This window comes from Mycolicibacterium iranicum, assembly GCF_002101705.1.
Classification (GTDB): Bacteria; Actinomycetota; Actinomycetes; order Mycobacteriales; family Mycobacteriaceae; genus Mycobacterium; species Mycobacterium iranicum.
In genome coordinates, this window is sequence record NZ_LQPC01000020.1 from 121,924 (window position 1) to 144,345 (window position 22,422).

The 22,422-nt window shown below is 67.8% G+C and carries 22 protein-coding genes; 9 read left to right on the forward strand and 13 right to left on the reverse strand.

The features are described 5' to 3' along the window. Positions 1–42 precede the first annotated feature (42 nt). Positions 43–1,086 carry a type VII secretion-associated protein gene (locus AWC12_RS05635; RefSeq protein ID WP_234813839.1) on the reverse strand — a complete coding sequence of 348 codons (1,044 nt, stop codon included), beginning with the start codon at positions 1,084–1,086 and terminating at the stop codon, positions 43–45. A 71-nt stretch (positions 1,087–1,157) separates the two neighbouring features. Beyond that, the gene (gene eccCa, locus AWC12_RS05640; RefSeq protein WP_085172886.1) at positions 1,158–4,580 is read right to left on the reverse strand and encodes a type VII secretion protein EccCa; all 3,423 of its coding nucleotides are present in this window, start codon (positions 4,578–4,580) and stop codon (positions 1,158–1,160) included. 94 nt (positions 4,581–4,674) lie between these two features. Here eccCa and eccD point away from each other — a divergent pair, with 94 nt between their 5' ends. Together eccD and mycP are read left to right on the forward strand one after the other, a co-directional pair. Then, complete coding sequence (eccD, locus tag AWC12_RS05645) at positions 4,675–5,985, forward strand: type VII secretion integral membrane protein EccD (RefSeq protein ID WP_085172888.1); 1,311 nt, start codon at positions 4,675–4,677, stop codon at positions 5,983–5,985. Beyond that, positions 5,982–7,328, forward strand: a complete 1,347-nt coding sequence (gene mycP / locus AWC12_RS05650; RefSeq protein ID WP_085172890.1) for a type VII secretion-associated serine protease mycosin — start codon at positions 5,982–5,984, stop codon at positions 7,326–7,328. The genes eccD and mycP overlap by 4 nt, the downstream gene beginning before the upstream one ends. Here mycP and eccB read toward each other — a convergent pair. Further along, entirely contained in the window at positions 7,264–8,580 is a 1,317-nt protein-coding gene (eccB, locus tag AWC12_RS05655; RefSeq protein WP_085172892.1) for a type VII secretion protein EccB, read from the reverse strand. The genes mycP and eccB overlap by 65 nt on opposite strands. 57 nt (positions 8,581–8,637) lie before the next feature. Then, complete coding sequence (locus AWC12_RS05660; RefSeq protein WP_024446256.1) at positions 8,638–9,189, reverse strand: CGNR zinc finger domain-containing protein; 552 nt, start codon at positions 9,187–9,189, stop codon at positions 8,638–8,640. Positions 9,190–9,277: 88 nt separating this feature from the next. On the opposite strand from AWC12_RS05660, the gene AWC12_RS05665 reads away from it, so the two are divergent. The 4 genes from AWC12_RS05665 (at position 9,278) to AWC12_RS05680 (ending at position 12,375) form a co-directional block, all read left to right on the forward strand. Then, complete coding sequence (locus tag AWC12_RS05665) at positions 9,278–10,303, forward strand: EamA family transporter (RefSeq protein ID WP_085172894.1); 1,026 nt, start codon at positions 9,278–9,280, stop codon at positions 10,301–10,303. A gap of 73 nt (positions 10,304–10,376) precedes the next feature. Continuing rightward, positions 10,377–10,985, forward strand: coding sequence for a cutinase family protein (locus tag AWC12_RS05670; protein ID WP_165762775.1), 609 nt, complete (start codon positions 10,377–10,379; stop codon positions 10,983–10,985). Between the two features lie 84 nt (positions 10,986–11,069). Beyond that, complete coding sequence (locus AWC12_RS05675) at positions 11,070–11,687, forward strand: cutinase family protein (protein ID WP_412098594.1); 618 nt, start codon at positions 11,070–11,072, stop codon at positions 11,685–11,687. A 28-nt stretch (positions 11,688–11,715) separates the two neighbouring features. Next, a complete protein-coding gene (locus tag AWC12_RS05680; RefSeq protein WP_024446252.1) occupies positions 11,716–12,375 on the forward strand; it encodes a cutinase family protein in 660 nt (219 codons plus the stop codon). Here AWC12_RS05680 and truA read toward each other — a convergent pair. The 8 genes from truA to infA all read right to left on the reverse strand — a co-directional run bounded on the left by truA (position 12,372) and on the right by infA (position 17,066). Continuing rightward, positions 12,372–13,262 (reverse strand): tRNA pseudouridine(38-40) synthase TruA, encoded by an 891-nt coding sequence (truA, locus tag AWC12_RS05685; RefSeq protein WP_024446251.1) that lies wholly within the window; start codon positions 13,260–13,262, stop codon positions 12,372–12,374. The genes AWC12_RS05680 and truA overlap by 4 nt on opposite strands. Positions 13,263–13,269: 7 nt before the next feature. Next, a complete protein-coding gene (gene rplQ, locus AWC12_RS05690) occupies positions 13,270–13,881 on the reverse strand; it encodes a 50S ribosomal protein L17 (protein ID WP_085172898.1) in 612 nt (203 codons plus the stop codon). 73 nt (positions 13,882–13,954) lie between these two features. Further along, a complete protein-coding gene (locus tag AWC12_RS05695) occupies positions 13,955–15,007 on the reverse strand; it encodes a DNA-directed RNA polymerase subunit alpha (RefSeq protein ID WP_024446249.1) in 1,053 nt (350 codons plus the stop codon). An 80-nt stretch (positions 15,008–15,087) separates the two neighbouring features. Beyond that, a complete protein-coding gene (rpsD, locus tag AWC12_RS05700) occupies positions 15,088–15,693 on the reverse strand; it encodes a 30S ribosomal protein S4 (protein ID WP_024446248.1) in 606 nt (201 codons plus the stop codon). Positions 15,694–15,707: 14 nt separating this feature from the next. Further along, on the reverse strand, positions 15,708–16,121 hold the full coding sequence (rpsK, locus tag AWC12_RS05705) for a 30S ribosomal protein S11 (protein WP_024446247.1): 414 nt from the start codon (positions 16,119–16,121) through the stop codon (positions 15,708–15,710). Between the two features lie 6 nt (positions 16,122–16,127). Then, positions 16,128–16,502, reverse strand: coding sequence for a 30S ribosomal protein S13 (gene rpsM, locus AWC12_RS05710; RefSeq protein ID WP_024446246.1), 375 nt, complete (start codon positions 16,500–16,502; stop codon positions 16,128–16,130). Between the two features lie 188 nt (positions 16,503–16,690). After that, the gene (rpmJ, locus tag AWC12_RS05715; RefSeq protein ID WP_003879483.1) at positions 16,691–16,804 is read right to left on the reverse strand and encodes a 50S ribosomal protein L36; all 114 of its coding nucleotides are present in this window, start codon (positions 16,802–16,804) and stop codon (positions 16,691–16,693) included. Positions 16,805–16,844: 40 nt separating this feature from the next. Continuing rightward, positions 16,845–17,066: a translation initiation factor IF-1 gene (infA, locus tag AWC12_RS05720; protein ID WP_003418601.1), complete on the reverse strand. Its 222-nt coding sequence runs from the start codon at positions 17,064–17,066 to the stop codon at positions 16,845–16,847. A gap of 281 nt (positions 17,067–17,347) precedes the next feature. Between infA and AWC12_RS05725 the strand changes: the two genes are divergently transcribed. The 3 genes from AWC12_RS05725 to AWC12_RS05735 all read left to right on the forward strand — a co-directional run bounded on the left by AWC12_RS05725 (position 17,348) and on the right by AWC12_RS05735 (position 21,653). Beyond that, on the forward strand, positions 17,348–19,012 hold the full coding sequence (locus tag AWC12_RS05725) for an NAD(P)/FAD-dependent oxidoreductase (RefSeq protein ID WP_024446245.1): 1,665 nt from the start codon (positions 17,348–17,350) through the stop codon (positions 19,010–19,012). Positions 19,013–19,153: 141 nt separating this feature from the next. Further along, a complete protein-coding gene (locus AWC12_RS05730) occupies positions 19,154–20,614 on the forward strand; it encodes an ATP-binding protein (protein WP_024446244.1) in 1,461 nt (486 codons plus the stop codon). Positions 20,615–20,789: 175 nt separating this feature from the next. Further along, complete coding sequence (locus AWC12_RS05735; RefSeq protein ID WP_024446243.1) at positions 20,790–21,653, forward strand: LLM class F420-dependent oxidoreductase; 864 nt, start codon at positions 20,790–20,792, stop codon at positions 21,651–21,653. On the opposite strand, the gene AWC12_RS05740 is transcribed toward AWC12_RS05735, so the two are convergent. After that, positions 21,643–22,338, reverse strand: a complete 696-nt coding sequence (locus AWC12_RS05740; protein WP_085173118.1) for an LpqN/LpqT family lipoprotein — start codon at positions 22,336–22,338, stop codon at positions 21,643–21,645. The two genes, AWC12_RS05735 and AWC12_RS05740, sit on opposite strands and share 11 nt — an antisense overlap. Positions 22,339–22,422 lie beyond the last annotated feature (84 nt).

Genomic DNA, 22,422 nt, shown 5'->3' on the forward strand with positions numbered 1-22,422 from the left:
TAGGACGCAGCAGGCACCAATTCGGTTCCACCGATTCAGATTTCATTTCAGCGCTCGGGCCGACTGCACCGCCTCGACACAAACTTGCTCGACGCGCTCGGGGTGACCGCTCGGGTGCTGGCAACCGATCGCGATACGAGTCGTCCCGTCGATCAGGACCGCCCAGCGCGTCTCCGTGTCGCCTCGCCGCTCCACGTAGGTCACGGCGGCTCTCCCGCCGAACTGCCCCGCCGGACGGAAATCGAAGAACACCCCGGAAGGCTCGGAATCGATTGCTGCTCGCAGAGTTTCGGCAATCCTCGGCAGGGACGTCCCCGAGCGGACGGACTGCGTGATGTGCAGGGCAGGAATGCCTGCCGGCGGAGCCACCCGCACCCGCTCCGATCCAGCGCCCGACGTGACCCGTTCGGCAGCCCACGTGGCGGGAACCCTGACCTCGACCCGGCCGTCGGTAAGCAACCGGGTCGCATCACCCGAATCAGGTTGCGCGGTGAGCGCCTGCGCCGCCCAGCTACCACCCGCCGCGCCCGCGGTCAGCGCGAGCCCCGCCATCACCGCGACGGCCCGCCGCCCCGGGCGGACGCGGATGCGCGGTGAACGTTCCGGAAACATCGCAGCCGCGGCAGAGGCTAGTCGTTGACGAGTACTGTGCGAGAACGGGATTCCGCGGCGTCGCAGAGTCGCGATCACATCGGTCGGCAGTGGCTGGACACCCGACGGTGTGTCGATGACCAGCGAACTCGAGCCCGCCAGATGGGCTTCGACGTCGAGGGAACCGCGGGGGAATACCTGCGGCTCCGACGACGCCGACGTCACGACGATCCAGTCCGTGGACAGCTCGACGATCGTCGCCTCGCTACTGAGTACCACCGACCGTGGCACCACGATGCAATCGGCGAACACGGTGCGGGCGGCCGCGACTACCACGTCGAGACGACCCGCCGACCACCATGTCGGCACGACGATCACCACCGGCCCATCGACACCGTCCGCCGCGGCACCGAGAACGTCACGCCACAGGTCGTCTACGGCGATGACACCGTCGTCCATTAGCGCGAGCCGATCGTCGATACACTCCAGCGCCACTGAAACCTTCTGTAAGGAAACAGAACCGGGGCCGCACACCGCCTCGGGACCGACCTCGACGACACACGCGGTCATGGTGGCGGATCGACCCAGCCGACCTGGACCAGCTCGTCGGGCCTGCCTCGCATCACCAGTGTCCCGCGCCCGGCCGGAAGCGACGCCGGTCTGACGGTGCCCAGCAGCACACCGTCGTCGGGCGTGGCGCTCATCATCAGACCCGCGCAGCCCATGTCGCGCATCCGTGCCAGCACCGGGTCGAACATTGCACGTGCCGCGCCGCCGGAGCGTCGGGCCACGATGACGTGCAATCCGAGATCCTTGGCGTGGGGCAGAAAGTCGGCCAGCGGTGTCAGCGGGTTTCCGGTGGCGCCCGCAACGAGGTCGTAGTCGTCGACGATGACGAAGATGTCGGGTCCCGTCCACCAGGAGCGGTCTCGCAGCTGACGCTGGGTGACGCACTCGTCGGGCATCCGGGCATTCAGGGTCTCGGCGAGCGCCGCGATCCGGGATGTGACCGCGGGTCCTGATACCGAATAGCCAGTGAGGTCGCCGTGTTCGACGACGCCGAGCAGGGTGCGTCGGTAGTCGACGATCTCGAGCCGGATGTCGTCGTCGGACTCGGTGAGCTCGGTGCACAGGAGGCGCAGCACCGCGGTCTTACCGCACTCGTTGTCGCCCAGCACCAGCAGGTGCGAGTGTTCGGCGAAATCGATGGCGATGGGCCGAAGGTCCCGCTCCCCCAGTCCGAGAACGACCTCGCCGCGACCGCTGCGGACCGAGAGTGCGCGGCGGTCCACCCGACCGGGCAGCAGCTCGACGGGCGGTGCGACACCTCCGCCGCGGACGGCGTCGACGCTGGGCAGCGCGATCGCGGTCTCCCGGCCGTCGCGGGTGAGGCTCCGCCCGGGTGGGCGGTCGGCCAACTCACGCGCACGTCTGCGGTCCATCTCCGAGTCCGCGGGGTCTCCGAGCCTCAACTCGATGCGGGTACCGATCTGGTCCTTGAGTGCAGGCCGCAGGTCGGCCCACCGCGACACGGCGATCATCACGTGGATCCCGTACGAAAGTCCCTGCGCCGCAATCGCGGTGATCTTGGACTCCAGCCCGTCGAAATCCTGGCGGAGGGTAGCCCAGCCATCGACCACGAGGAACACCTCGCCATAGGGATCGGAAGCCGAAGACTCCCGGCTCCGCAGCAGTGATTCGAGCTGGGCCACGGTGCGACGGCACAAGTCGGTGTCGCGCCTACTGGCCACCGACCCGACGTGGGGCAGGTTCTGCAGGGTTGCGAGCTGGCCGCCGCCGAAGTCCAGACAGTAGAACTGCACTGCCGCGGCGTCGTGCGCGGCGGCCAGCGAACACATGATCGTCCGCAGCGCCGTTGATTTGCCAGACCGGGGTGCGCCGACCACGGCGACATTGCCGCTCGCACCGGACAGGTCGACGATGTACGGATCTCGCCGCTGCTCGAAGGGGCGGTCCACCACACCGATCGGCACCTGCAGCGGGCGCATCGGCTCGGGCGGCAGGAGGTCGTTCAAGTGCGGCGACGCTCCCAGCGGCGGCAACCAGACGCGATGGGCGGGCGTGCCACGCCCGGTCAGCCGGGCAAGCACCGCGTCGAGAAGTGTTTTGCCGGAGGGCTTTGCGGCCGCCGGTTCGGATTCTTCGGTGAGCGTGAAGCGCGCTACAGCACAGGGCGTTTCGTCGTGTCGCAGACGTGGCGTGTAATCCCCGGAGACGAACACCGTCTGGAATCGGGTCAGCGCGCCCGCGGCGGTCTTGAGGTACGCCGCACCGGGCTGCGACGGCAGATGGTATGCGTCCGGCACGCCGAGCACGGCGCGGGACTCGCTGGCCGAGAACGTCTTGAGGCAGATTCGGTACGACAGGTGGGTCTCCAGCCCCCGCAGCCTGCCCTCGTCGAGACGCTGGGTCGCCAGCAGCAGATGCATGCCCAGGGACCGGCCAAGCCGTCCGATCGCGACGAAGAGTTCGGCGAAATCAGGATGCTGGCTGAGCATTTCGGAGAACTCGTCGACGATGATGAACAGCGCAGGCAGCGGCGCCAAGGCGCGCCCCTCGGCGCGGGCCCGCGCGTACTCGGCGATGTTGGTGGCATTGCCCGCCGCCCGCAACAGTTCCTGACGCCGGTTGACCTCGCCGGAGAGAGCCTCGCGCATCCGGGACACCAGCGGAGCCTCGTCGGCAAGGTTGGTGATCACCGCCGAAACATGGGCGACCTTTTCCAGTCCGAGAAACGTCGCACCGCCCTTGAAATCGACCAGCACGAGGTTCAGCGCTTGCGGGGAGTGCGCCGCGACCATCCCGAGAACCAACGTACGGAGAAATTCGGACTTACCCGATCCCGTTGCCCCCACGCACAAGCCGTGGGGGCCCATCCCGTCGGCGGCGGCCTCCTTGATGTCGAGTTCGACGACGGAGCCATCCTCTGCCACCCCGATCGGCACTCGCAGCGATGAGGGCCCGGCAGCGCGCGACCACAGCTGATCGGGATCGATCGTCTCGGGATCGTCGATCCCCATCAGCGCGGGCCAGTCCCGCGCGCGGTGCAACGCTGACGTATGGTCCGGCCGGTAGCGCGCGATCCGCCGCGCGCACGCCACCGCGTCAGCGAGCGCAAGCCCGTCGCGGGGCTCACCGCCGCCGGGGCCGACCACGAGGAACGTCGTCGACTCCCGCGGCGCCGGCGGTGTTCCACCGTCGACGATCTCGACCCGGTGAACCACTCGCGAACTGCGGCGGTGCGGAAGCCATTTCACCCATTCCCACTCCCGCGTCGGCGGAGCAGCGATGGCCACGAGATCGGGGTGGTGCAGCATCGCCACCTGGCACACCAGCGCCCGCGCCGCGGGCCGCGGCAGAGTGACGTGCGGTGACGAGCGCAGCGTCACCGTCAGTGGCACGCCGTCGACCACGGCACGATTGGTCACCAACCGCCGGAGGGCTTCGACGGTCACCGGGTCTGCATCGGCATCGGAGCCCAGATCCGGTGCGACGACCTCGACGGCAGACGGTCGCGACCCCACTCCGATGCGCGCGACGAGGAAGTCAGGGTGCTCCTCGCCTCGTTCCCACATGCGGCCGCGACCCGCCAGCAACCACAGGGACGCGGGGTCGGGATGAGCGGTGTGCAGATCGAGATGTTGTTGATCGGCCGACTCCGCGAGCGAGGTGTCGAGAGCCTCGAGATACCGCAGATAGTCGGCACGCTGGGCGCCGAGCTCCCCGGTGCGGCCTGCACCACCGCGCGCTCCGTAGGCGAGTGTGCCGATCAGGGATACCAGCATCATGGCGGGGAAGAACAGGAACATCGGGCTGCGCGTCGCGGTGTCGGTCGACGTCAAGTACAGCGCCGTCATTCCGCCCATCGCGACGATCATCGCCACGGGCATCAATCGAGCCAGCGGACTGACCGGCGCCGGCACAGGCGGTTCGGGCGGCGCCTCGATCACAACCCGACCGGTTTCCATGTGTGAGTAGACGCACGGGACGCCCGTCGCGTTCCATCCACAGGGCAGCAAAATGGTGCGCCCTGCTCCGGTGAGGCCGCGTTAGGTTCAGACGGTGCCGGATACGTTGTGCCGATTGGTCGTCGAGGTGACGGGTGCGGATCAGTCGGGCAGCGTCGATCTGGTTCTGCCGTCGCAGTGTCCGCTCGGCGAGCTGATACCGCCGATCGTGTGCGCGATCTTCGGCGATACCGCCGACGCGCCGCAGCGGTGGCACCTGACGCGTGCAGCAGGAGCAGCGCTTGATACCTCAGTGTCACTACAGGACAACGGCATTCAGGATGGTGACATCGTCATCCTCTCGACGGCTCCGCTGCCACGCCCACGGCTGACGCCCACCGAGCCGTGCGGGGTGGTCGCGCGCACAGCGGCAACCGCTCCGTTGACTCGCCGCGTCCTGGTGTCCGCCGCCGCGGCAGGCACTCTATTGTCGGCCGTCTTACTGGTCTGGGCGGGTCTGCATGCCGCGACCATATGGCCGTTGGGTGCGGCAGCAACGCTCGCCGCAGTTGCGGCTACGGCGGCGGTCGCGGTCGGCCGCTCGGACCGGGAGTCGACCGAGCTGTTGAGTCTTGGTGCCGTGGTGTTCGTCAGCGCGACAGGCATTCTCGCGGTTCCGGGCGCGGGGTGGGTGGCGGCCGCACTACTCGCGGCGGCCTCGGCAATGGCGATGTCCACGCTGCTGCTGAGGATGACCGACGACTGTGGGTTGATGACGGCGTGCGCGGCGGCGGGCGGTGCGGTGTCCGCCGCGGTCGCGCTGTGCATCGCGGTCGGACCGCGACTCGTCGTGGCGGGCGCCGCCCTGGCAATCATCTCCCTCGTGGGGCTGTCGGCCGCGCCGCGAATCGCTGCACTCGCCACGCGCCTCGGACCCGCACACCTCGACGTCGACGAACAGCGCGCCGCCGCGGCGCACCGGACCCTGTCCGCACTGGTGGCGGGGTGGTCGGTGTCGGCGATGCTGGGCGCCTTCGCTGTCGGGGGAGCGGCAGTGCACCACGGCTCGCCGATGATCCTCGCCGCGTGCTTTGCCGCCGATCTCGGCGTGCTGCTGGTCCTGCGCCAACGCTCTCACGTCGACCCCTGCAGACGGGTGTGGTTGTTCATCGCGGGAATCGCGGCTCTGCTCTCGGCTTTCGCCGTCGCGGTCGCCGCAGCCCCTGCGCTGGCGCACTGGTTATGCGTGGCAGCTGCCGTCGGATGCGCCGCCTGCAGCTGGTGTTTCAGCCGCCCGATCGAACTCAGCCCGTTGCTGCGTAACGCTATTCAGGTCGTCGAGTATGCGGCGCTGGTGTCGGTGATTCCGCTGGCGTTCTGGGTCGCCGGCCTCTACGGGCTCGTCCGGGAAGCGAGCCTGTCGTGACCGGTCGAGCGCTGAGAGTCCTTGCGGTGTCGGCCGTCGCGCTCGCGCAGTCCGCGCCGGCGGCCCTCGCCGTGAGCCCACCTGCTGTGGATGAACGTCGGCTTCCTGACGCGGGCCCGCCCGCTCCGGCGCATCCGACCGCTCAGCACGACGAGTGCGCCACCGCACCGCCGGCGGCCACCGCCGAGCCAGGGCAGCTCGGCGGCATGGACCTATCGAGTGTGTGGGCCCTGACACGCGGGGCGGGCCAGACCGTCGCGGTGATCGACACCGGCGTCACCCGCCACCGCAGGCTGCCGCACCTCGTCCCTGGCGGCGACTACGTCTCGCGGCATGACGGGACCAATGACTGCGACGGCCACGGCACGATCGTCGCCGGGATCATCGGCGCCACGCCGGACACAGGCGACCCCGAGGGCTTCTCCGGAATCGCACCGGATGTCTCGCTGTTGTCGATCAGACAGTCCAGCAACAAGTTTCATGCAATCGACGAACCCGGAGGCACCGGCGTCGGTGACGTAGCGACACTGGCGGCGGCGGTGCGTACCGCCGCCGACCTGGGGGCGACGGTCATCAACATCTCCACGGTCGCGTGCGTGCCGGTCGACACCGTCCTCGCGGACGAGGCGCTGGGTGCCGCGCTGTCGTATGCCGTCGACGTCAAGAATGTCGTGGTCGTTGCGGCGGCAGGCAATGTGGGAGGACCGGGTCAGTGCCGGGACCACAACCCCCGTGGCGCCGCGGGTGCCGAACAGGTGAGCACGGTCGCGAGTCCGGCGTGGTACGACGACCTTGTGCTGACCGTCGGGTCGGTCGCCGCAGATGGAACTCCGTCAGACTTCAGCCTCGCGGGCCCCTGGGTGGACGTCGCAGCACCCGGTGAGGGCGTCGTGTCCCTGGCATCCGCGGGCGACGGTCTTGTCGATGTGTCCCCCTCCGGCGCCCCGCTGTCCGGGACCAGCTATGCCGTCCCCGTCGTCAGCGCGGTCGCCGCCCTGGTACGGGCCCGATCACCGGAACTGACCGCACGTCAGGTGATGCGGCGCATCGAAGACACCGCCCAGTCGTCCTCCTCGGGGTGGAACCCGGTGGTCGGACACGGCGTGATCGATCCGATGGCCGCGGTCAGCGACAGCGGTCTGCGCCCCGCACCAGCCCGCACGAAAGCACCGATCGACGCCGTCGAATCCGTGGCGGAGCCGGCGAGCACACGCACGGCCCTTCGCGGCGCCGCCCTCTGTTTCGCACTCACGGCGTGCGTCGCAGCCCTGTCTGTGATTATGGGGCGGCTGACGCGGCGTCACGGCTCAGCTCGGGCCCCCGGGGCAGTGGCGCGAGAATAGGCCACGGCGCTGAGACAGCGGGCCCCACCAGACCGAGCGCGGCGGCCGTCTCGTCGTCACGCACTCCGTGCAACAGGCCCGAATCTGTCAGCAGGAAAAGCGAACCCGCACTGCGTCCGCCGCCGGTCAGTCCGACCGACCGCACGAACACACTCCGCCCCGCGGGCACGGACACCCCGCCGATGGGAGGCGCAGCTTTCGGCAGCTGAGTACCGACGAGAACGTCGGTGCGCGAGCCTGTTTCGCCATCGGCTGGCGCCCATTGCGCGCAAACGACCGGGTCTGTGACGACACCGCCGTGCCGCGGATACGTGCTCACAGGCAGGGAGGTGACCACGGGCACCGCCCCGACGGCAGCGCTGGACACGGTCGGGATCTCGGCGCCGACACGAGCGTCGGTGTAGCGAATCAGATCCGCGGCGACCTCGCCGATCCGCTGCAGCCCGTCGGCGAGGACGACGAAGCGGTCTTCGCCCGAGGCCACCACGCTGCCCACAGCGTGATTCCGGAGGATGCCAGGCCCCGGGCGGCCCGCGTCGGCGATGTGCGGCGGCACAATCGCGGGGGCCTCGGGGATCGCTGCCAGCATCTCCGGCGACACCGACTGTGGCACAACGCCGTCGATGCGCAGAGCCCGGACCACGGCGGCGTGGCGAAGGTCGACCCGCGACCGCCAACCGCCGTGCAGCAGGTAGGTGAGCGCGGCACTTCCACCACGCGGTGTCACCAGCACGCTGCGGCCTGGCTCGAGACCGCCGGCGGACACGGGTCCGGCGAAGACCGTGGTGGCGTGCTGGTCGTCGCAGACCGTCCAGCGGGACTCCTCGGCGCTCAGCGGCGGCGAAATCTGTTCAGGCGCTTCGGGTATCCCGACTCGTGCTCCGAGCTCGGCACGTTCGACCGCCCGCGCAGACACCACGCGGGGTTCGACGGCCTCGCCGACGATCAGGCGGGCCGAGGCCAGGTTGAACACCGGGTGCAGGACGTCGTCGATACGCACGTACATCGCTCCGGACTCCCTGACCACGACGACGGGCGCGTCCCCGAGACTTGCGCCCGGACGCACGAACGCGAGCACGGCACAGACGGCGACCGCGATGACAGCCAGCACCGCGCCGGAGATCAGCGAAAGCTTCTGCCCGCGTAGCGGATCGTCGATCATGCGGGTGTCACCGCGCACGAGCGCATGCTCCATCCGGCGCGCCATGAACCGGTGGCCGCTGACCTGCAGCCGTGTCGTCGGTTGCCCCATCACTCCCCCGTGCCAGCCCCCCGTGGCCAGCGTAACGACGCGGGCGCAGGGGTCAGATCACTTGTTGGAGCGGCGGTTCCGATAGGCGGCGACGTGCTGGCGGTTGCCGCAGTTGCCGGTGTCGCAGAACTTGCCCGACCGGTTGCGCGACAGGTCTACCAGGGTGGCCTCGCAGTCGGGCGCCGCGCAGATCTTGAGCCGCCGCAGCTCACCCCCACGGATGAGGTCCGCCAGCGCCATCGCGATCTCGGCGCCCATCCGCTGCCAGAGCGGGTCGTGGATCGACGCGAGGTGCAGATGCCATTCCGGCATCTCGGGGTGGCGGGTCAGCCACGGCGACGCCTTCGTATCCGACAGCAGTGCGTTGACCTGTTCGACCGCGCGGACCTCGTCGCCGGCGGTCGCCCAGATCCGGCCCAGCCGGTCGCGCAACTGGTGCACCGCGGCGAGCTCGGCGTCGTCGTGGTCACGCCTGCCCGTCCACCCGAACCCGTCCAGGTACTCGTCGAGCGCCGCGAGGTCGGGCATCTGCTCCCCGTCCACCCGATTGCTGTTGATGAGGACACTGGCGGCCCGCAATGTGAGCTCGGTGTCATGAGTGAAAAGCATTTGACTCATGACTCCTCCTTCGGCTAGCGTCATGACCAAAGCTGATTTTACTCATGACATTCCTTGTCTGAACCCCGGAGGTGTTCCTATGGCTGCGCTCGAGACGACCCGGCAGCAGGTCGATCACTTCCGTACCGGTCTACTCTTCGCGATCGGCTCCGCGTTTGCGTTCGGATCGTCGGGTCCGTTCGCGAAATCTCTGATGGAGGCGGGCTGGACCCCGACCGCGGCAGTCACGGCACGACTTGCCGGCGGCGCACTGGCAATGGCGGTCTTTGCGTTCGTGGTCCGTCCCGGCTGGCTGCGCGAAGCCACCACGCACGTCAGGACCGTGGTCCTCTATGGGCTGGTTCCGATCGCCGGCGCACAGCTCTTCTACTACAACGCCGTCTCGCACCTGTCGGTCGGTGTGGCACTGCTGCTCGAATACACCGCCCCGATCCTTGTGGTGGGCTGGCTATGGGCGACCACGCGCAAGCGCCCCACCAACCTGACACTGGCCGGGGTGGTGCTCGCGGTGGCCGGAATCATGTTGGTGCTCGGCATCGTCGGGCCCCACGGGCTGGCCGGTGCAAACATCAACCTGGTCGGCGTCGGCTGGGGGCTGGCTGCGGCGGTCTGCGCGGCGTGCTACTTCCTGATGTCTGACAAAGCCGGTGCCGAGGGACCTGACGGGCAGGCGCCCGTCCACCCCATCACGCTGGCCGCGGGCGGCCTCATCGTGGGCGCCTTCGCGGTGGCCGCACTGGGCGCATCGGGCGTCATGCCGTTGACCTTCACGTCCGGCGACACGGTCATCGCGGGCTGGACCACCTCGTGGATCGTTCCGGTGGTGGCACTGGCAGTGATCCCGACGGCCATCGCGTACACGCTCGGGATCATCGGCATTGCGCGGCTGCGTCCGCGGTTCGCCTCGCTGGTCGGGTTGTCCGAGGTGATGTTCGCCGTGATCGCGGCGTGGGTGCTGCTCGGCGAGGCGATGACCGCGTTGCAGGCCGTCGGTGCAGCGATCATGCTCTTCGGACTGGCCCTGGCTCGCCAGGGTGACCGCAGCGAACTCGACGACAACGACTTGGTGACGTGGCCCGAAAACGCACCGGCAACCACCCGGTAGTCCCGCTAACATCGGGCGGGTGAAGATCGATCTTGAAGTCGGCCGCCGGCTCTCGGCGGTGGTCGCCGCCGTCATGACCGCTGCCGCCCTGCTCATCGCGCCCACCGTCACAGCGCCCGTCGCCAACGCGCAGGGCTGCCCTGACATCGAGGTCATCTTCGCCCGCGGCACCGATGAGCCGCCGGGCCTCGGCCGGGTGGGGTCGGCATTCGTCGACTCACTGCAGGGTCGGGTCGGGGGCCGGTCGGTCGGCTCCTACGCCGTGGTCTACCCGGCGACCTTCGACTTCCTCGCGGCGGCCGGCGGCGCCAACGATGCCAGCGCACGCGTCCAGTACATGATGGCCAACTGCCCCAACACCCGGCTGGTGCTCGGCGGCTACTCGCAGGGCGCCGCGGTCATCGACGTCATCGCCGCGGTGCCGTTCCCGGCCGTCGGGTTCAACAACCCGCTGCCGCCGAACGCCCCGGATTTCGTCAGGGCCATCGCGCTGTTCGGCAACCCGACCACCAAGGTCGGTCTGCCGATCACAGCGAGCCCGGTATGGGGTTCGCGCTCGATTGACCTGTGCAACGTCGGCGACCCCGTCTGCTCGGGCGGCGATGACGTCCCGGCCCACAGCAACTACGGACCCGCGGGCTTCACCAACCAGGCCGCGGCCTTCGTCGCCGGTCTCGTCTAGCTCAGCTATGCGTTACGGTGTCTTGTGCCTTTCGACCGCATGAGCCGCCGGATTCTCGCGACCACCGCAGCCGCGATGGTGCCGATGTCCCTGATGGCGTCCGCCGCCATCCTGCCCGCCGCCACGGCGAACGCCCAGCCCTGCCCGGACGTCGAGGTGGTGTTCGCCCGCGGGACCAGCGAGCCGCCCGGCGTCGGCCGCGTCGGCCTGGCGCTCGCCGACCAGCTCAGAAACCAGTTGGGTGGCCGCACCGTCACCACCTACGGCGTGAACTACCCCGCCAGCTACGACTTCTTCACCTCCGCCGACGGGGCGAACGACGCCGCGGCCCGCATCGCCACCATGGCCGCACAATGCCCCAACACCAGCATCGTGCTCGGTGGCTACTCACAGGGCGCTGCCGTCGTCGACATGCTGGCCGGGGTGCCACCGCTGGGCAACCGCATCGGCGACATCGGCTCCGCACCTCCGCTGCCCGGCAGCCTCAACGGCAACGTCGCGGCAGTGGCGGTGTTCGGCAATCCGGCCACCAAGTTCGGCAACCCGATCTCAGCCCGCGGCTCCTTCACCGGCAAAGCGGTCGACCTGTGCGCCGACGGTGACCCGATCTGCTCGGACGGCCGGAATCCGTTTGCACATACCAGCTACGAACGGTCCCCATTCATCGGCCAGGCGGCCAGCTTTGCCGCAGGGCGGGTCTGAACGCTCACAGGCAGTTAAGATCGGCACAGTGATTCGTCAGCTGCGAAAATTTCGCCTACCGACGCTGTTCGCCGCGCTCGTTCTGGGCGCGGCGGCGCTGATCCTGCCGCCGGCCGCCTCGGCGCAGTCGTGCCCCGACGCCGAGCTCATCTTCGCCCGCGGCCGCGTGGAATCCCCAGGCGCAGGCCAGATCGGCAATGCGTTGATCAGCGCCCTGCGGTCCAAGACCGGCCAGAACGTCAGCCTCTACGCGGTGAAGTATCCCGCCGATACCGAGATCGACATCGGCGCCAACGACATGAGCAACCGCATTCAGTGGAACATGGCCAACTGTCCCGACACCCGGTTGGTGCTCGGCGGCTACTCCCTGGGTGCCGCGGTGACCGACGTTGTGCTCGCCGTTCCGTTCGCCGCATTCGGCTTCAAGAGGCCGCTGCCGCCGGGCGCGGATCGGCACATCGCCGCGGTCGCCCTGTTCGGCAATGGCATCGCCTGGGTCGCGCCGATCGCCAACTTCAACCCCGTGTATCGGGAGCGGACCATCGAGCTCTGCCACGGCGACGACCCGATCTGCAGCCCTACCGATCCGGAGAACTGGCAAGACTACTGGCCCGACCACCTGGCCCCCGCGTACATCAACGCGGGCATGGTCAACCAGGCTGCCGATTTCGTCGCGCCCAGGATCTAGCCGACTTCTGGGTCTTTCAGGATGACCGTCCGCAGGTCGCGCGTCACCGCGTTGCGGGCTTCGAGGTCCTCGTCGGCCGGATAGTCGACGCCGACGAGCGTCAGCCCGCGCGCCGGTGCGGCGGCGAAGTCGCTGGAACGTTGGGTCGCCTCAAGCAGTCCGGCACACCATGCCGCGTCACGACGGTGCTCACCGACGGCGAGCAGCGCGCCCACCAGCGAGCGCACCATGTTCCAGCAGAACGCATCGGCACTGACGTGCACACAGATGCGGTCGCCCTCGCGGACACAATCCAATCGCTGCAGGTCCCGGATCGTCGTAGCACCGGCCCGGTGCCGGCAGAACGCCGCGAAATCCCTCAGGCCCAACAGGTTTCGCGCGGCGTCGGCCATCGCATCCACATCGAGGGGGCGGGGCCACGCCGTGACGTAACGTGACTCGGCCGGCTCCGCGCCGTACGGCGCCGTCGTCAGCCGGTACACGTAGTGGCGGCGCAATGCCGAGAATCGGGCGTCGAATCCTGGTGCGGCACGCTGGATTTGACGGACACGGACGTCCTCGGTGAGCATCCTCCCGAGACGGCGGACGAGCGGCCCGAACTCCGCCTCCCCGGCGCGCACCGTGCGCGGATAGGCATGAGCAAGCGCGTCGGCGGGCACGTCGACGTGCGCGACCTGTCCGGTGGCGTGCACCCCGGAATCCGTGCGACCCGCCGCCCGCGTCAACACCGGCGTCCGGAACACCGTCGAGAGCGCGTCGTCAACCACGCCGGCCACGGTGCGCTGCCCGGCCTGGGTGGCCCAGCCCGCGAAGTGCGTTCCGTCGTAGGCGATGTCGAGCCGCAAACGAACAAACCCGCCACCGGAATCGGTGGCGGGTTCGTCCATGCGATGACTACTTGTCGTCAGACTTCTCGTCCTCGGTTGTCGACTCCTCGGCCGAGGCCTCTTCGGCGGCTTCCTCGGACACTGTGCCGGGGGTCTCGACCTCGGCCTCATCGGCGATCGGGGTCTCCTCCACAGCCTCGGCCTCTTCAACGGTCGGGCCTTCGGTGGCCTCTGGCTCGACAGCTGCCTGCGGCGCCGCGGCGGCCGCGACCTTATGAGCACCGGCCGCACGGCGCGCGCGGTTGGCCTCGGAGGTCACGGTCTTCTCCCGCACCAGCTCGATGACCGCCATGGGGGCGTTGTCGCCCTTGCGGTTTTCGACCTTGATGATGCGGGTGTAGCCGCCATTGCGGTCGGCGAAGAACGGACCGATCTCGGCGAACAGGACGTGGACGATGTCCTTGTCGCGGATCTTCTTCATCACCTCACGCCGGTTGTGCAGCGTGCCCTTCTTGGCGTGGGTGATGAGCTTCTCCGCGTACGGCCGCAGCGCCCGTGCCTTCGGCTCGGTGGTCTTGATGCGGCCGTGCTCGAACAGCGACGTGGCCAGGTTGGCCAGGAGCGCCTTCTGGTGCGAGGACGACCCGCCGAGGCGAGGGCCCTTGGTGGGCTTAGGCATTGCGACTATCTCCTATTCGGGGCCGACCCCCGTATCAGGTAGGGCCGGGACGGATCTCCAGAGCGGGTGCGCTCTAGAGCTGTTCGGTTTCTGCGTAGTCCTGGTTGTCGTCCAGGTCGTAGCTGGCATCGCTGTTCCAGGTGCCGGTGGCGACGTCGTAGCCGGCAACCTCGGACGGATCGAAGCTGGCCGGGCTGTCCTTGAGCGACAGACCGAGCTGGTGCAGCTTGATCTTCACCTCGTCGATGGACTTCTGGCCGAAGTTGCGGATGTCCAGCAGGTCGGACTCCGTGCGGGCCACCAGCTCGCCCACGGTGTGCACACCCTCGCGCTTGAGGCAGTTGTACGACCGCACCGTCAGGTCCAGATCGTCGATCGGCAGCGCGAAGTGCGCGGCCTGGTCGGCCTCGGCCGGCGACGGGCCGATCTCGATGCCCTCGGCTTCGATGTTGAGTTCCCGTGCCAGACCGAACAATTCGACCAGTGTCTTGCCGGCCGAGGCCAGCGCATCACGCGGGCTGATCGAGTTCTTGGTCTCGACGTCGAGGATCAGCTTGTCGAAGTCGGTGCGCTGCTCGACACGGGTGGCCTCCACCTTGTAGGTGACCTTGAGGACCGGGCTGTAAATGGAATCGACCGGAATGCGGCCGATTTCGGCACCGGAGGCCTTGTTCTGCACGGCGGGCACGTAGCCGCGGCCGCGCTCGACGACGAGCTCGACCTCGAGCTTGCCCTTGTCGTTCAGCGTGGCGATGTGCATGTCGGGGTTGTGCACGGTGACGTTGGCCGGCGGAACGATGTCGCCGGCGGTGACCGCACCCGGGCCCTGCTTGCGCAGGTACATGGTGACGGGCTCGTCCTCTTCGGAGGACACGACCAGACCCTTGAGGTTCAGGATGATGTCGGTGACGTCTTCCTTGACTCCGGGGACGGTGGTGAACTCGTGCAGCACACCGTCGATGCGGATGCTGGTCACCGCTGCGCCCGGGATGGACGACAGCAGCGTGCGACGCAGCGAGTTGCCGAGTGTGTAACCGAATCCGGGCTCCAGCGGTTCGATGACGAACTGGGACCGGTTCTCGGCGATGACCTCTTCGCTGAGTGTGGGGCGCTGAGAAATCAGCATTGTTTTCTTCTCCTTCTCGGCAACCGCTATTTGATGCCGTTAGGTGGCCTGAGCCCCGGTGGATTCCGGGGTCAGGATTGTTACTTCGAGTAGAGCTCGACGATCAGCTGCTCGGTGAGCGGGACGTCGATCTGCGCACGCTCGGGCAGCTGGTGCACGAGGATGCGCTGACGCTCGCCGACGACCTGCAGCCAGCCCGGGATCGGACGCTCGCCGGCGGTCTGGCGGGCGATCTCGAAGGGCAGGGTGTTGATCGACTTGTCCTTGATGTCGATGATGTCGTACTGCGACACCCGGTAGCTGGGCACGTCGACCTTCACGCCGTTGACGGTGAAGTGGCCGTGGCTGACCAGCTGACGCGCCATGCGGCGGGTGCGGGCCAGGCCTGCGCGGTACACGACGTTGTCGAGCCGGCTCTCCAGGATGCGGAGCAGGTTGTCACCGGTCTTGCCGGGAAGCCGGTTGGCCTCCTCGTAGTACCGGCGGAACTGCTTCTCCATGACGCCGTAGGTGAAGCGAGCCTTCTGCTTCTCCTGCAGCTGGGTGCGGTATTCGCTCTCCTTGATCCGCGCGCGGCCGTGCTGGCCGGGCGGGTAGGGGCGCTTCTCGAAGGACTGATCTCCACCGACGAGGTCGACGCCGAGGCGGCGCGACTTGCGGGTGACAGGTCCGGTGTAACGAGCCATTTTCTAGATCCTCCCTAGACCCGGCGCCGCTTGGGCGGACGGCAGCCGTTGTGCGGCTGCGGCGTGACGTCGGAAATCGCGCCCACCTCGAGGCCGGCGGCCTGCAGCGAGCGGATGGCGGTCTCGCGACCCGAGCCCGGGCCCTTCACGAACACGTCGACCTTCTTGACACCGTGCTCCTGCGCCTTGCGGGCGGCGTTCTCGGCAGCCAGCTGCGCGGCGAACGGGGTGGACTTCCGCGACCCCTTGAAGCCGACATGTCCGGACGATGCCCAGGCGATGACGTTGCCCTGGGGATCGGTGATCGACACGATCGTGTTGTTGAACGTGCTCTTGATGTGAGCGGCGCCGTGCGGGACGTTCTTCTTTTCCCTGCGGCGGGTCTTCTGCCCCTTCTTCGGGGCTCCTGCCTTCTTTGCCTGTGCCATCCGGGGTTACCTGGCCTTCTTCTTGCCGGCGATGGTGCGCTTCGGGCCCTTGCGGGTGCGCGCGTTGGTCTTGGTCCGCTGGCCGCGCACAGGCAGACCGCGACGGTGCCGCAGGCCCTGGTAGCAGCCGATCTCGATCTTGCGGCGGATGTCGGCCTGCACCTCGCGGCGCAGATCACCTTCCACCTTGAGGTTGCCCTCGATGTAGTCGCGCAGCTGGGTCACCTGATCGTCGGTCAGGTCCTTGGTGCGCAGTTCCCGGCTGATGCCGGTGGCTTCCAGGATCTCCTGGGAGCGGGTACGGCCGATGCCGTAGATGTAGGTCAGTGCGATCTCCATGCGCTTGTCGCGCGGGAGGTCCACACCCATGAGACGGGCCACGTGTGCCATTCCTTCTTCTCTGCGGAGGTCTTGTCCCAGCCCGTTCCCGAAACTCTTGTCGGGGCCCGGCCTCCGTGCCGGGCGTTCACCGATGCTCTTCGCGCAAGCGCTCATCGGAAGCGAGGGCCCTATGCCCTCAGTGGTGCTGGGAGTTCATCATTCAGTTGTCGTTATTGCGTGGCTGTCGATCAGCCTTGCCGCTGCTTGTGGCGGGGATCGGAGCAGATCACCATGACCCGCCCATGCCGGCGGATCACCCTGCACTTGTCGCAGATCGGCTTGACGCTCGGGTTCACCTTCACGGCTGTGTCGATCCTTCTTCTCGTAGGTCTTGTATTCGAGTTACTTGTAGCGGTAGACGATGCGGCCACGGGACAGGTCGTAGGGCGAAAGCTCCACGACCACGCGATCCTCGGGGAGGATGCGGATGTAGTGCTGCCGCATCTTTCCGCTGATGTGGGCGAGGACCTTGTGTCCGTTCTCCAGCTCAATGCGGAACATCGCATTGGGCAGGGGCTCGACGACACGACCCTCGACCTCTATGGCACCGTCTTTTTTGGCCATACTCTGTAACGATCCTTGCTTTCGTTTCGTACCCGGCTTGCTGGCCTGCTCGGAGCAGCCTTCGATCCGACTTGAAAACGTGGGCCGGGTCCCGGGAATTCCCCTGGATACGGGGCTCGGAGATGGGGCACGCAAAAAGTCGGCGCGGAAGCCGCACCGTTGATCCATGCTACTCGCCCCGCGCCCATGCCCAAAATCGCGCACTGAGCGGCCCCGCAGGGTCCGCGTAGCCGTCCGGTGGAGCGGCTTTTCCGCTGGACAGCGGGCGCATACTTGAACCGATGACTGGACTTGAGCACCAGCCCCGCAAACCCGTGATCTTGACCGTCGACGACGACCCCGCGGTGTCGCGCGCCGTGGCCCGCGATCTGCGCCGCCACTACGGCGACAAGCACCGCATCGTCCGCGCGGAATCGGGCCCCGATGCGCTGGAGACGCTGAACGAATTGAAGCTGCGCGGCGAGACGGTCGCGGTGTTCGTCGCCGACTATCGGATGCCGCAGATGAGCGGCATCGAGTTCCTCGAAGCCGCCATGGACATCTACCCGATGGCCCGCCGCGTCCTGCTGACCGCCTACGCCGACACCCACGCCGCGATCGACGCGATCAACGTCGTCGACTTGGACCACTACCTGCTCAAGCCGTGGGATCCGCCCGAGGAGAAGCTCTACCCCGTCATCGACGCGTTGCTGGAGGCGTGGCGCTCCACCGGGGACCGGGCGATCCCGCACACCAAGATCATCGGGCACCCGTGGAATGCCCGCTCCTCCGAGGTGCGCGAGTTCCTGGCCCGAAACCGCCTGTACTACACATGGTTTCGCTCCGACGAGGCCAAGGGCGCCCAGCTGCTGGAGGCGGCGGGCCTCGATGGGCTGACGCTTCCGGTCATCATCACCGAGCAGGGCGAGACAATGGTCGACCCGACCGACGCCGAGCTGGGCGCGACGCTGGGCCTGACCACCACGCCCTCGGACGACTTCTACGACCTCGTCGTCATCGGCGGCGGACCCGCGGGGTTGGCCGCGGCGGTGTACGGCGCCTCCGAGGGGCTCAAGACCGTGCTGATCGAGCGCACCGCCACCGGCGGGCAGGCCGGGCAGAGCTCCCGCATCGAGAACTACCTGGGCTTCCCGGACGGATTGTCGGGAGCACAGCTGGCCGAGCGGGCCCGCAGGCAGGCCGAAAAGTTCGAGGCGGAGCTGATCACCGCCGCAGAGGTCACCAGGCTCGAGGTCGACGGCAGCGCCCGCACCATCCACCTGTCCGACGGGCGCACGATCGGCACCCGCGCCGTGATCCTCGCGATGGGCGTCGAGTACCGGCAACTGGAGGCCGAGGGCTGTGACGGACTGACCGGCGCCGGGGTCTACTACGGCGCCACCGCGTCGGTGGCGTCGGACTGCGATGACGACGAGGTCTACGTGATCGGCGGCGCGAACTCGGCCGGGCAGGCCGCCATGTATCTGTCGCGCACCGCCAAGAAGGTCAACATCGTCATCCGGCGCACGCTCGAAGACTCCATGTCGCACTACCTGATCCAGCAGATCAGAGCCACCGACAACATCCAGGAACTGCCGAACACCGTCGTGCACGCGGTCAAAGGCGACGGCCACCTCGAAGGCATCTGCCTGGAGAACACCAAGACCGGTGAGCGCCAGGAGCACAACTGCGGACGGATGTTCATCTTCATCGGCGCCGAGCCGCGCACCGAGTGGCTCGACGGCGTCGTCGTCCGCGACAACCACGGCTTCATCCTGTCCGGGCCGGACCTGCGCGACGTCAGCGGCTGGACGCTGGACCGGCCCCCGCACCACCTGGAGTCCAGCGTTCCCGGGGTGTTCGTCGCCGGGGACGTGCGCGCGGAATCCGCCAAGCGGGTGGCCGCGGCGGTCGGCGAGGGCTCGATGGCGGTGATGCTCGTGCACAGGTACCTGGCCGAGACATGAGCACATGCGACCTGACCGGCTTCGGCAGCCTCCGGGCGGAATCAATCCCCGGCGATATGCGTTTCAGTACTGCGCCGCGGTTACAGGCTCCCCAGAACCTCAGAGCGTCCGCCGAAGACAGGCCATAGGAAGGATCCCGCCATGGGCGAAAAGTGCCTGCCCGATGAACTTCGGACGTTGTTCCTTTTCGAGAAGCTGACCGACGAGCAATTGCAGACGCTGTGCGAGAACGGCCACATCGCGACCTACGAGCCCGGTCCCATCTGCGCCGAGGGTGACCCGGCCACGTGCTTTTACGTGCTCATCGATGGTGAGCTGGTCATGTCGAAGCGCTCCGGCGGCGTCGACCTCGAGACCAACCGGACCTCGCAGCGCGGCGTGTACTGCGGCGCGTGGTCGGCCTACGTTCCCGGCGAGGACAAGACGTATCAGGCGTCGGTGCGGGTCACCCGGCCGTCGAGGTTCTTCGTGCTCGACGCCGCGGCATTCGCCGAATTCATGCGGAAAGAGTTCCCGATGGCGGTGCACCTGCTGGAGGGCCACATGGTCGGCGGGATGCGGCAGCGCCAGATCATCGACACCCGGGAGAAGCTGCTCGCCCTCGGCCAGCTGTCGGCGGGTTTGACCCACCAGCTCAACAATCCGGCGGGTGCCACCGCTCGCGCCGTGGCCGACCTGCGCGAGAGCGTCGGCAAGATGCGGCACAAGCTCGCGATGCTGGCCGACGGCAAGTTCACCCCCGAGGCACTGCGCGTGCTGGTCAGCATTCAGGACGAAGTCGCCGAGCAGGTGGCCAAATCGAAGGGCCAGGAGCTCACTGCGCTGGAGACCTCCGACCGCGAGGACCAGATCGGCGACTGGCTCGAAGACCACGGAATCTCGTCCGCGTGGGACTACGCGCCGACGTTCGTGGAGGCCGGTCTCGACGTCGACTGGCTGGAGCGGGTCGAGGCCTCGGTGGACGACGTCGACTGCTCGGCAACGCTGCCCGGAGCGATCGGCTGGCTGAAGTACACGATCGACAACGAGTTGCTGATGAACCAGATCGCCGAAGCCTCCAAGCGCATCTCGGCGCTGCTGGCGGGCGCCAAACAGTACTCGCAGATGGACCGCGCGCCCTACCAGAGCGCCGACGTGCACGAGTTGCTGCACAGCACGCTGATGATGTTCGGCGACAAGATCGGCAAGAACAACCCGATCAAGCTGGTCAAGGACTGCGACAAGAGCCTTCCCGAATTGCTCTGCTACCCAGGCGATCTCAATCAGGTCTGGACCAACATCATCGACAACGCGATCCAGGCGATGAACGGTGAGGGCACGCTGACCCTGCGCACCATGCGCGAGAACGAGGACACGATCCGGGTCGAGATCGAAGACGACGGGCCGGGCATCCCCGAGGACATCATCGAGCGGATCTTCACGCCGTTCTTCACGACCAAACCCTTCGGTGAGGGCACCGGGCTGGGCTTGGATCTCGCCTGGCGCATCGTCGTCGAGAAACACCACGGCAACCTGTCGGTGCAGTCGCAGCCCGGCCGCACCACGTTCTCGATCTGTCTGCCGCTGGAGGCGCCCGCCCCGGAGAACTACGTCGCGGAATAGCGCGCTCCCGGCCACAGGTTGCACGTGACCAACTACCTGAACTCCTGGAAACATCTCGGCTTCGGTGATCAAGACGTGGCAGAACCGGGTAGTGACGGTCTGGTGGGACGCCGACCATGTGCCTGTGCAGGTGTTCACAAGCCCGGCCAAGCTGGACGTGAAAGGGTAGACAACGATGACCGAAGCTGACATCAACTCCGAGGGCCCGTCGCTGAAGCCCGCACAGGGCCGGTTCGGGGTGTGGACCGGGGCGCCGGTCTCGCCGGAGCAGGCCGTCGAGATCGAGAAACTCGGTTACGGCACGGTGTGGGTCGGGGCGTCTCCCGCCGCCGACCTGGCGTTCGTCGAGCCGATTCTGGAGAAGACCGAAACGCTGCAGGTGGCCACCGGCATCGTCAACATCTGGACGGCCGACGCCGACGAGGTCTCGCAGTCCTACCACCGCATCGAGAAGGCATTCCCGGGCCGGTTCCTGCTCGGCGTCGGCGTAGGACATCCGGAGCACACGCAGGAGTACACGAAGCCATACGAGGCACTGGTCGACTACCTGGACAAGCTGGACGCGAAGAAGGTTCCGACCAGCAGGCGGGTCCTGGCGGCACTGGGCCCGAAGGTGCTGCAGCTGGCCGCGCAGCGCAGCGCGGGAGCGCACCCCTACTTGACGACCCCGGTGCACACCGGCCAGGCGCGCGAACTACTCGGGCCGACGGTTTTCATCGCGCCCGAGCACAAGGTGGTGCTCACCAACGACGCGGACAAAGCCCGCGAGATCGGTCGCGCGACCGTCGACTTCTACCTAGGCCTGTCGAACTATGTGAACAACTGGAAGCGACTCGGGTTCACCGACGAGGACCTGGTGCGCCCGGGCAGTGACCGGTTCATCGACGCGGTCGTGGCGTACGGGTCACCGGAGCAGATCGCCGCACGGCTCTCCGAGCATCTCGCCGCGGGCGCCGACCACGTCGCGATCCAGGTGCTCGGCGGGGAAGACGAACTGCTGTCGACACTGGAGGAGCTGGCGGGGCCGCTCAAGGTGTGATCGTGGTGCCTTCGTCGATGACACCCATGGCGTCCAGCAGCGCCTGCTGCTGATCGGCGGGGCCCTGGGCGTCCAGCGCGAGCACGAAGGTGTTCTCCTGACCGTCGATCACGACCGTCTTGCGTGCGACGAAGCCTGGTGCACCCTCGACCGTCGCGGTGCCCGCGATGGCCATCGCCTCGCTGCCGTCGAGCTCGCTGGGTGTGCCGGCGGTCGGGCCTTCCCACCCCGGCAGCTTGATGACGGCGTTCGGGGACAGTTCCAGGATCTTGGCGACCTCGAAGTTGTCGCCGTCCAGACGCGCCATCCGCGCGATGATCGCCGGCGGGTTGGGCGTGCCCTTCGCAGCAGACAGGAAGATGGCGCCGTATGCGTCCTGCGGAAGGTCGGCATCGGGGATCGACTCCCAGCCGTCGGGCATCGGAAGGTCGATTTTCGGCACGCCCGGCTCGTTGGCCTTGACGATCGTCTGGGTGACGCCGTTGGCGGTCAGGTACTCCCCGACCGTTTGGGCGTCGGCGGGTGCGGCTGCGCTGGTTTCTGCTGTGGAGGTGGGGGAGCTCGACGACGCAGTAGAAGATTCGGCCGTCTGACTGCTGTCGCCGCTCGATCCACAGCCGGTCACGGCCAGGCCGATTGCCACGGTCACTGCTGCGATAGCGCCGATGGTCGCCGAAGATCGCATGTGCATCCCCCTCTTCTTGACGGATTCGCACATAGGAGAACACAGGGCATGCGATTTCAGACCGGATTGCACTAGATAGGGTCA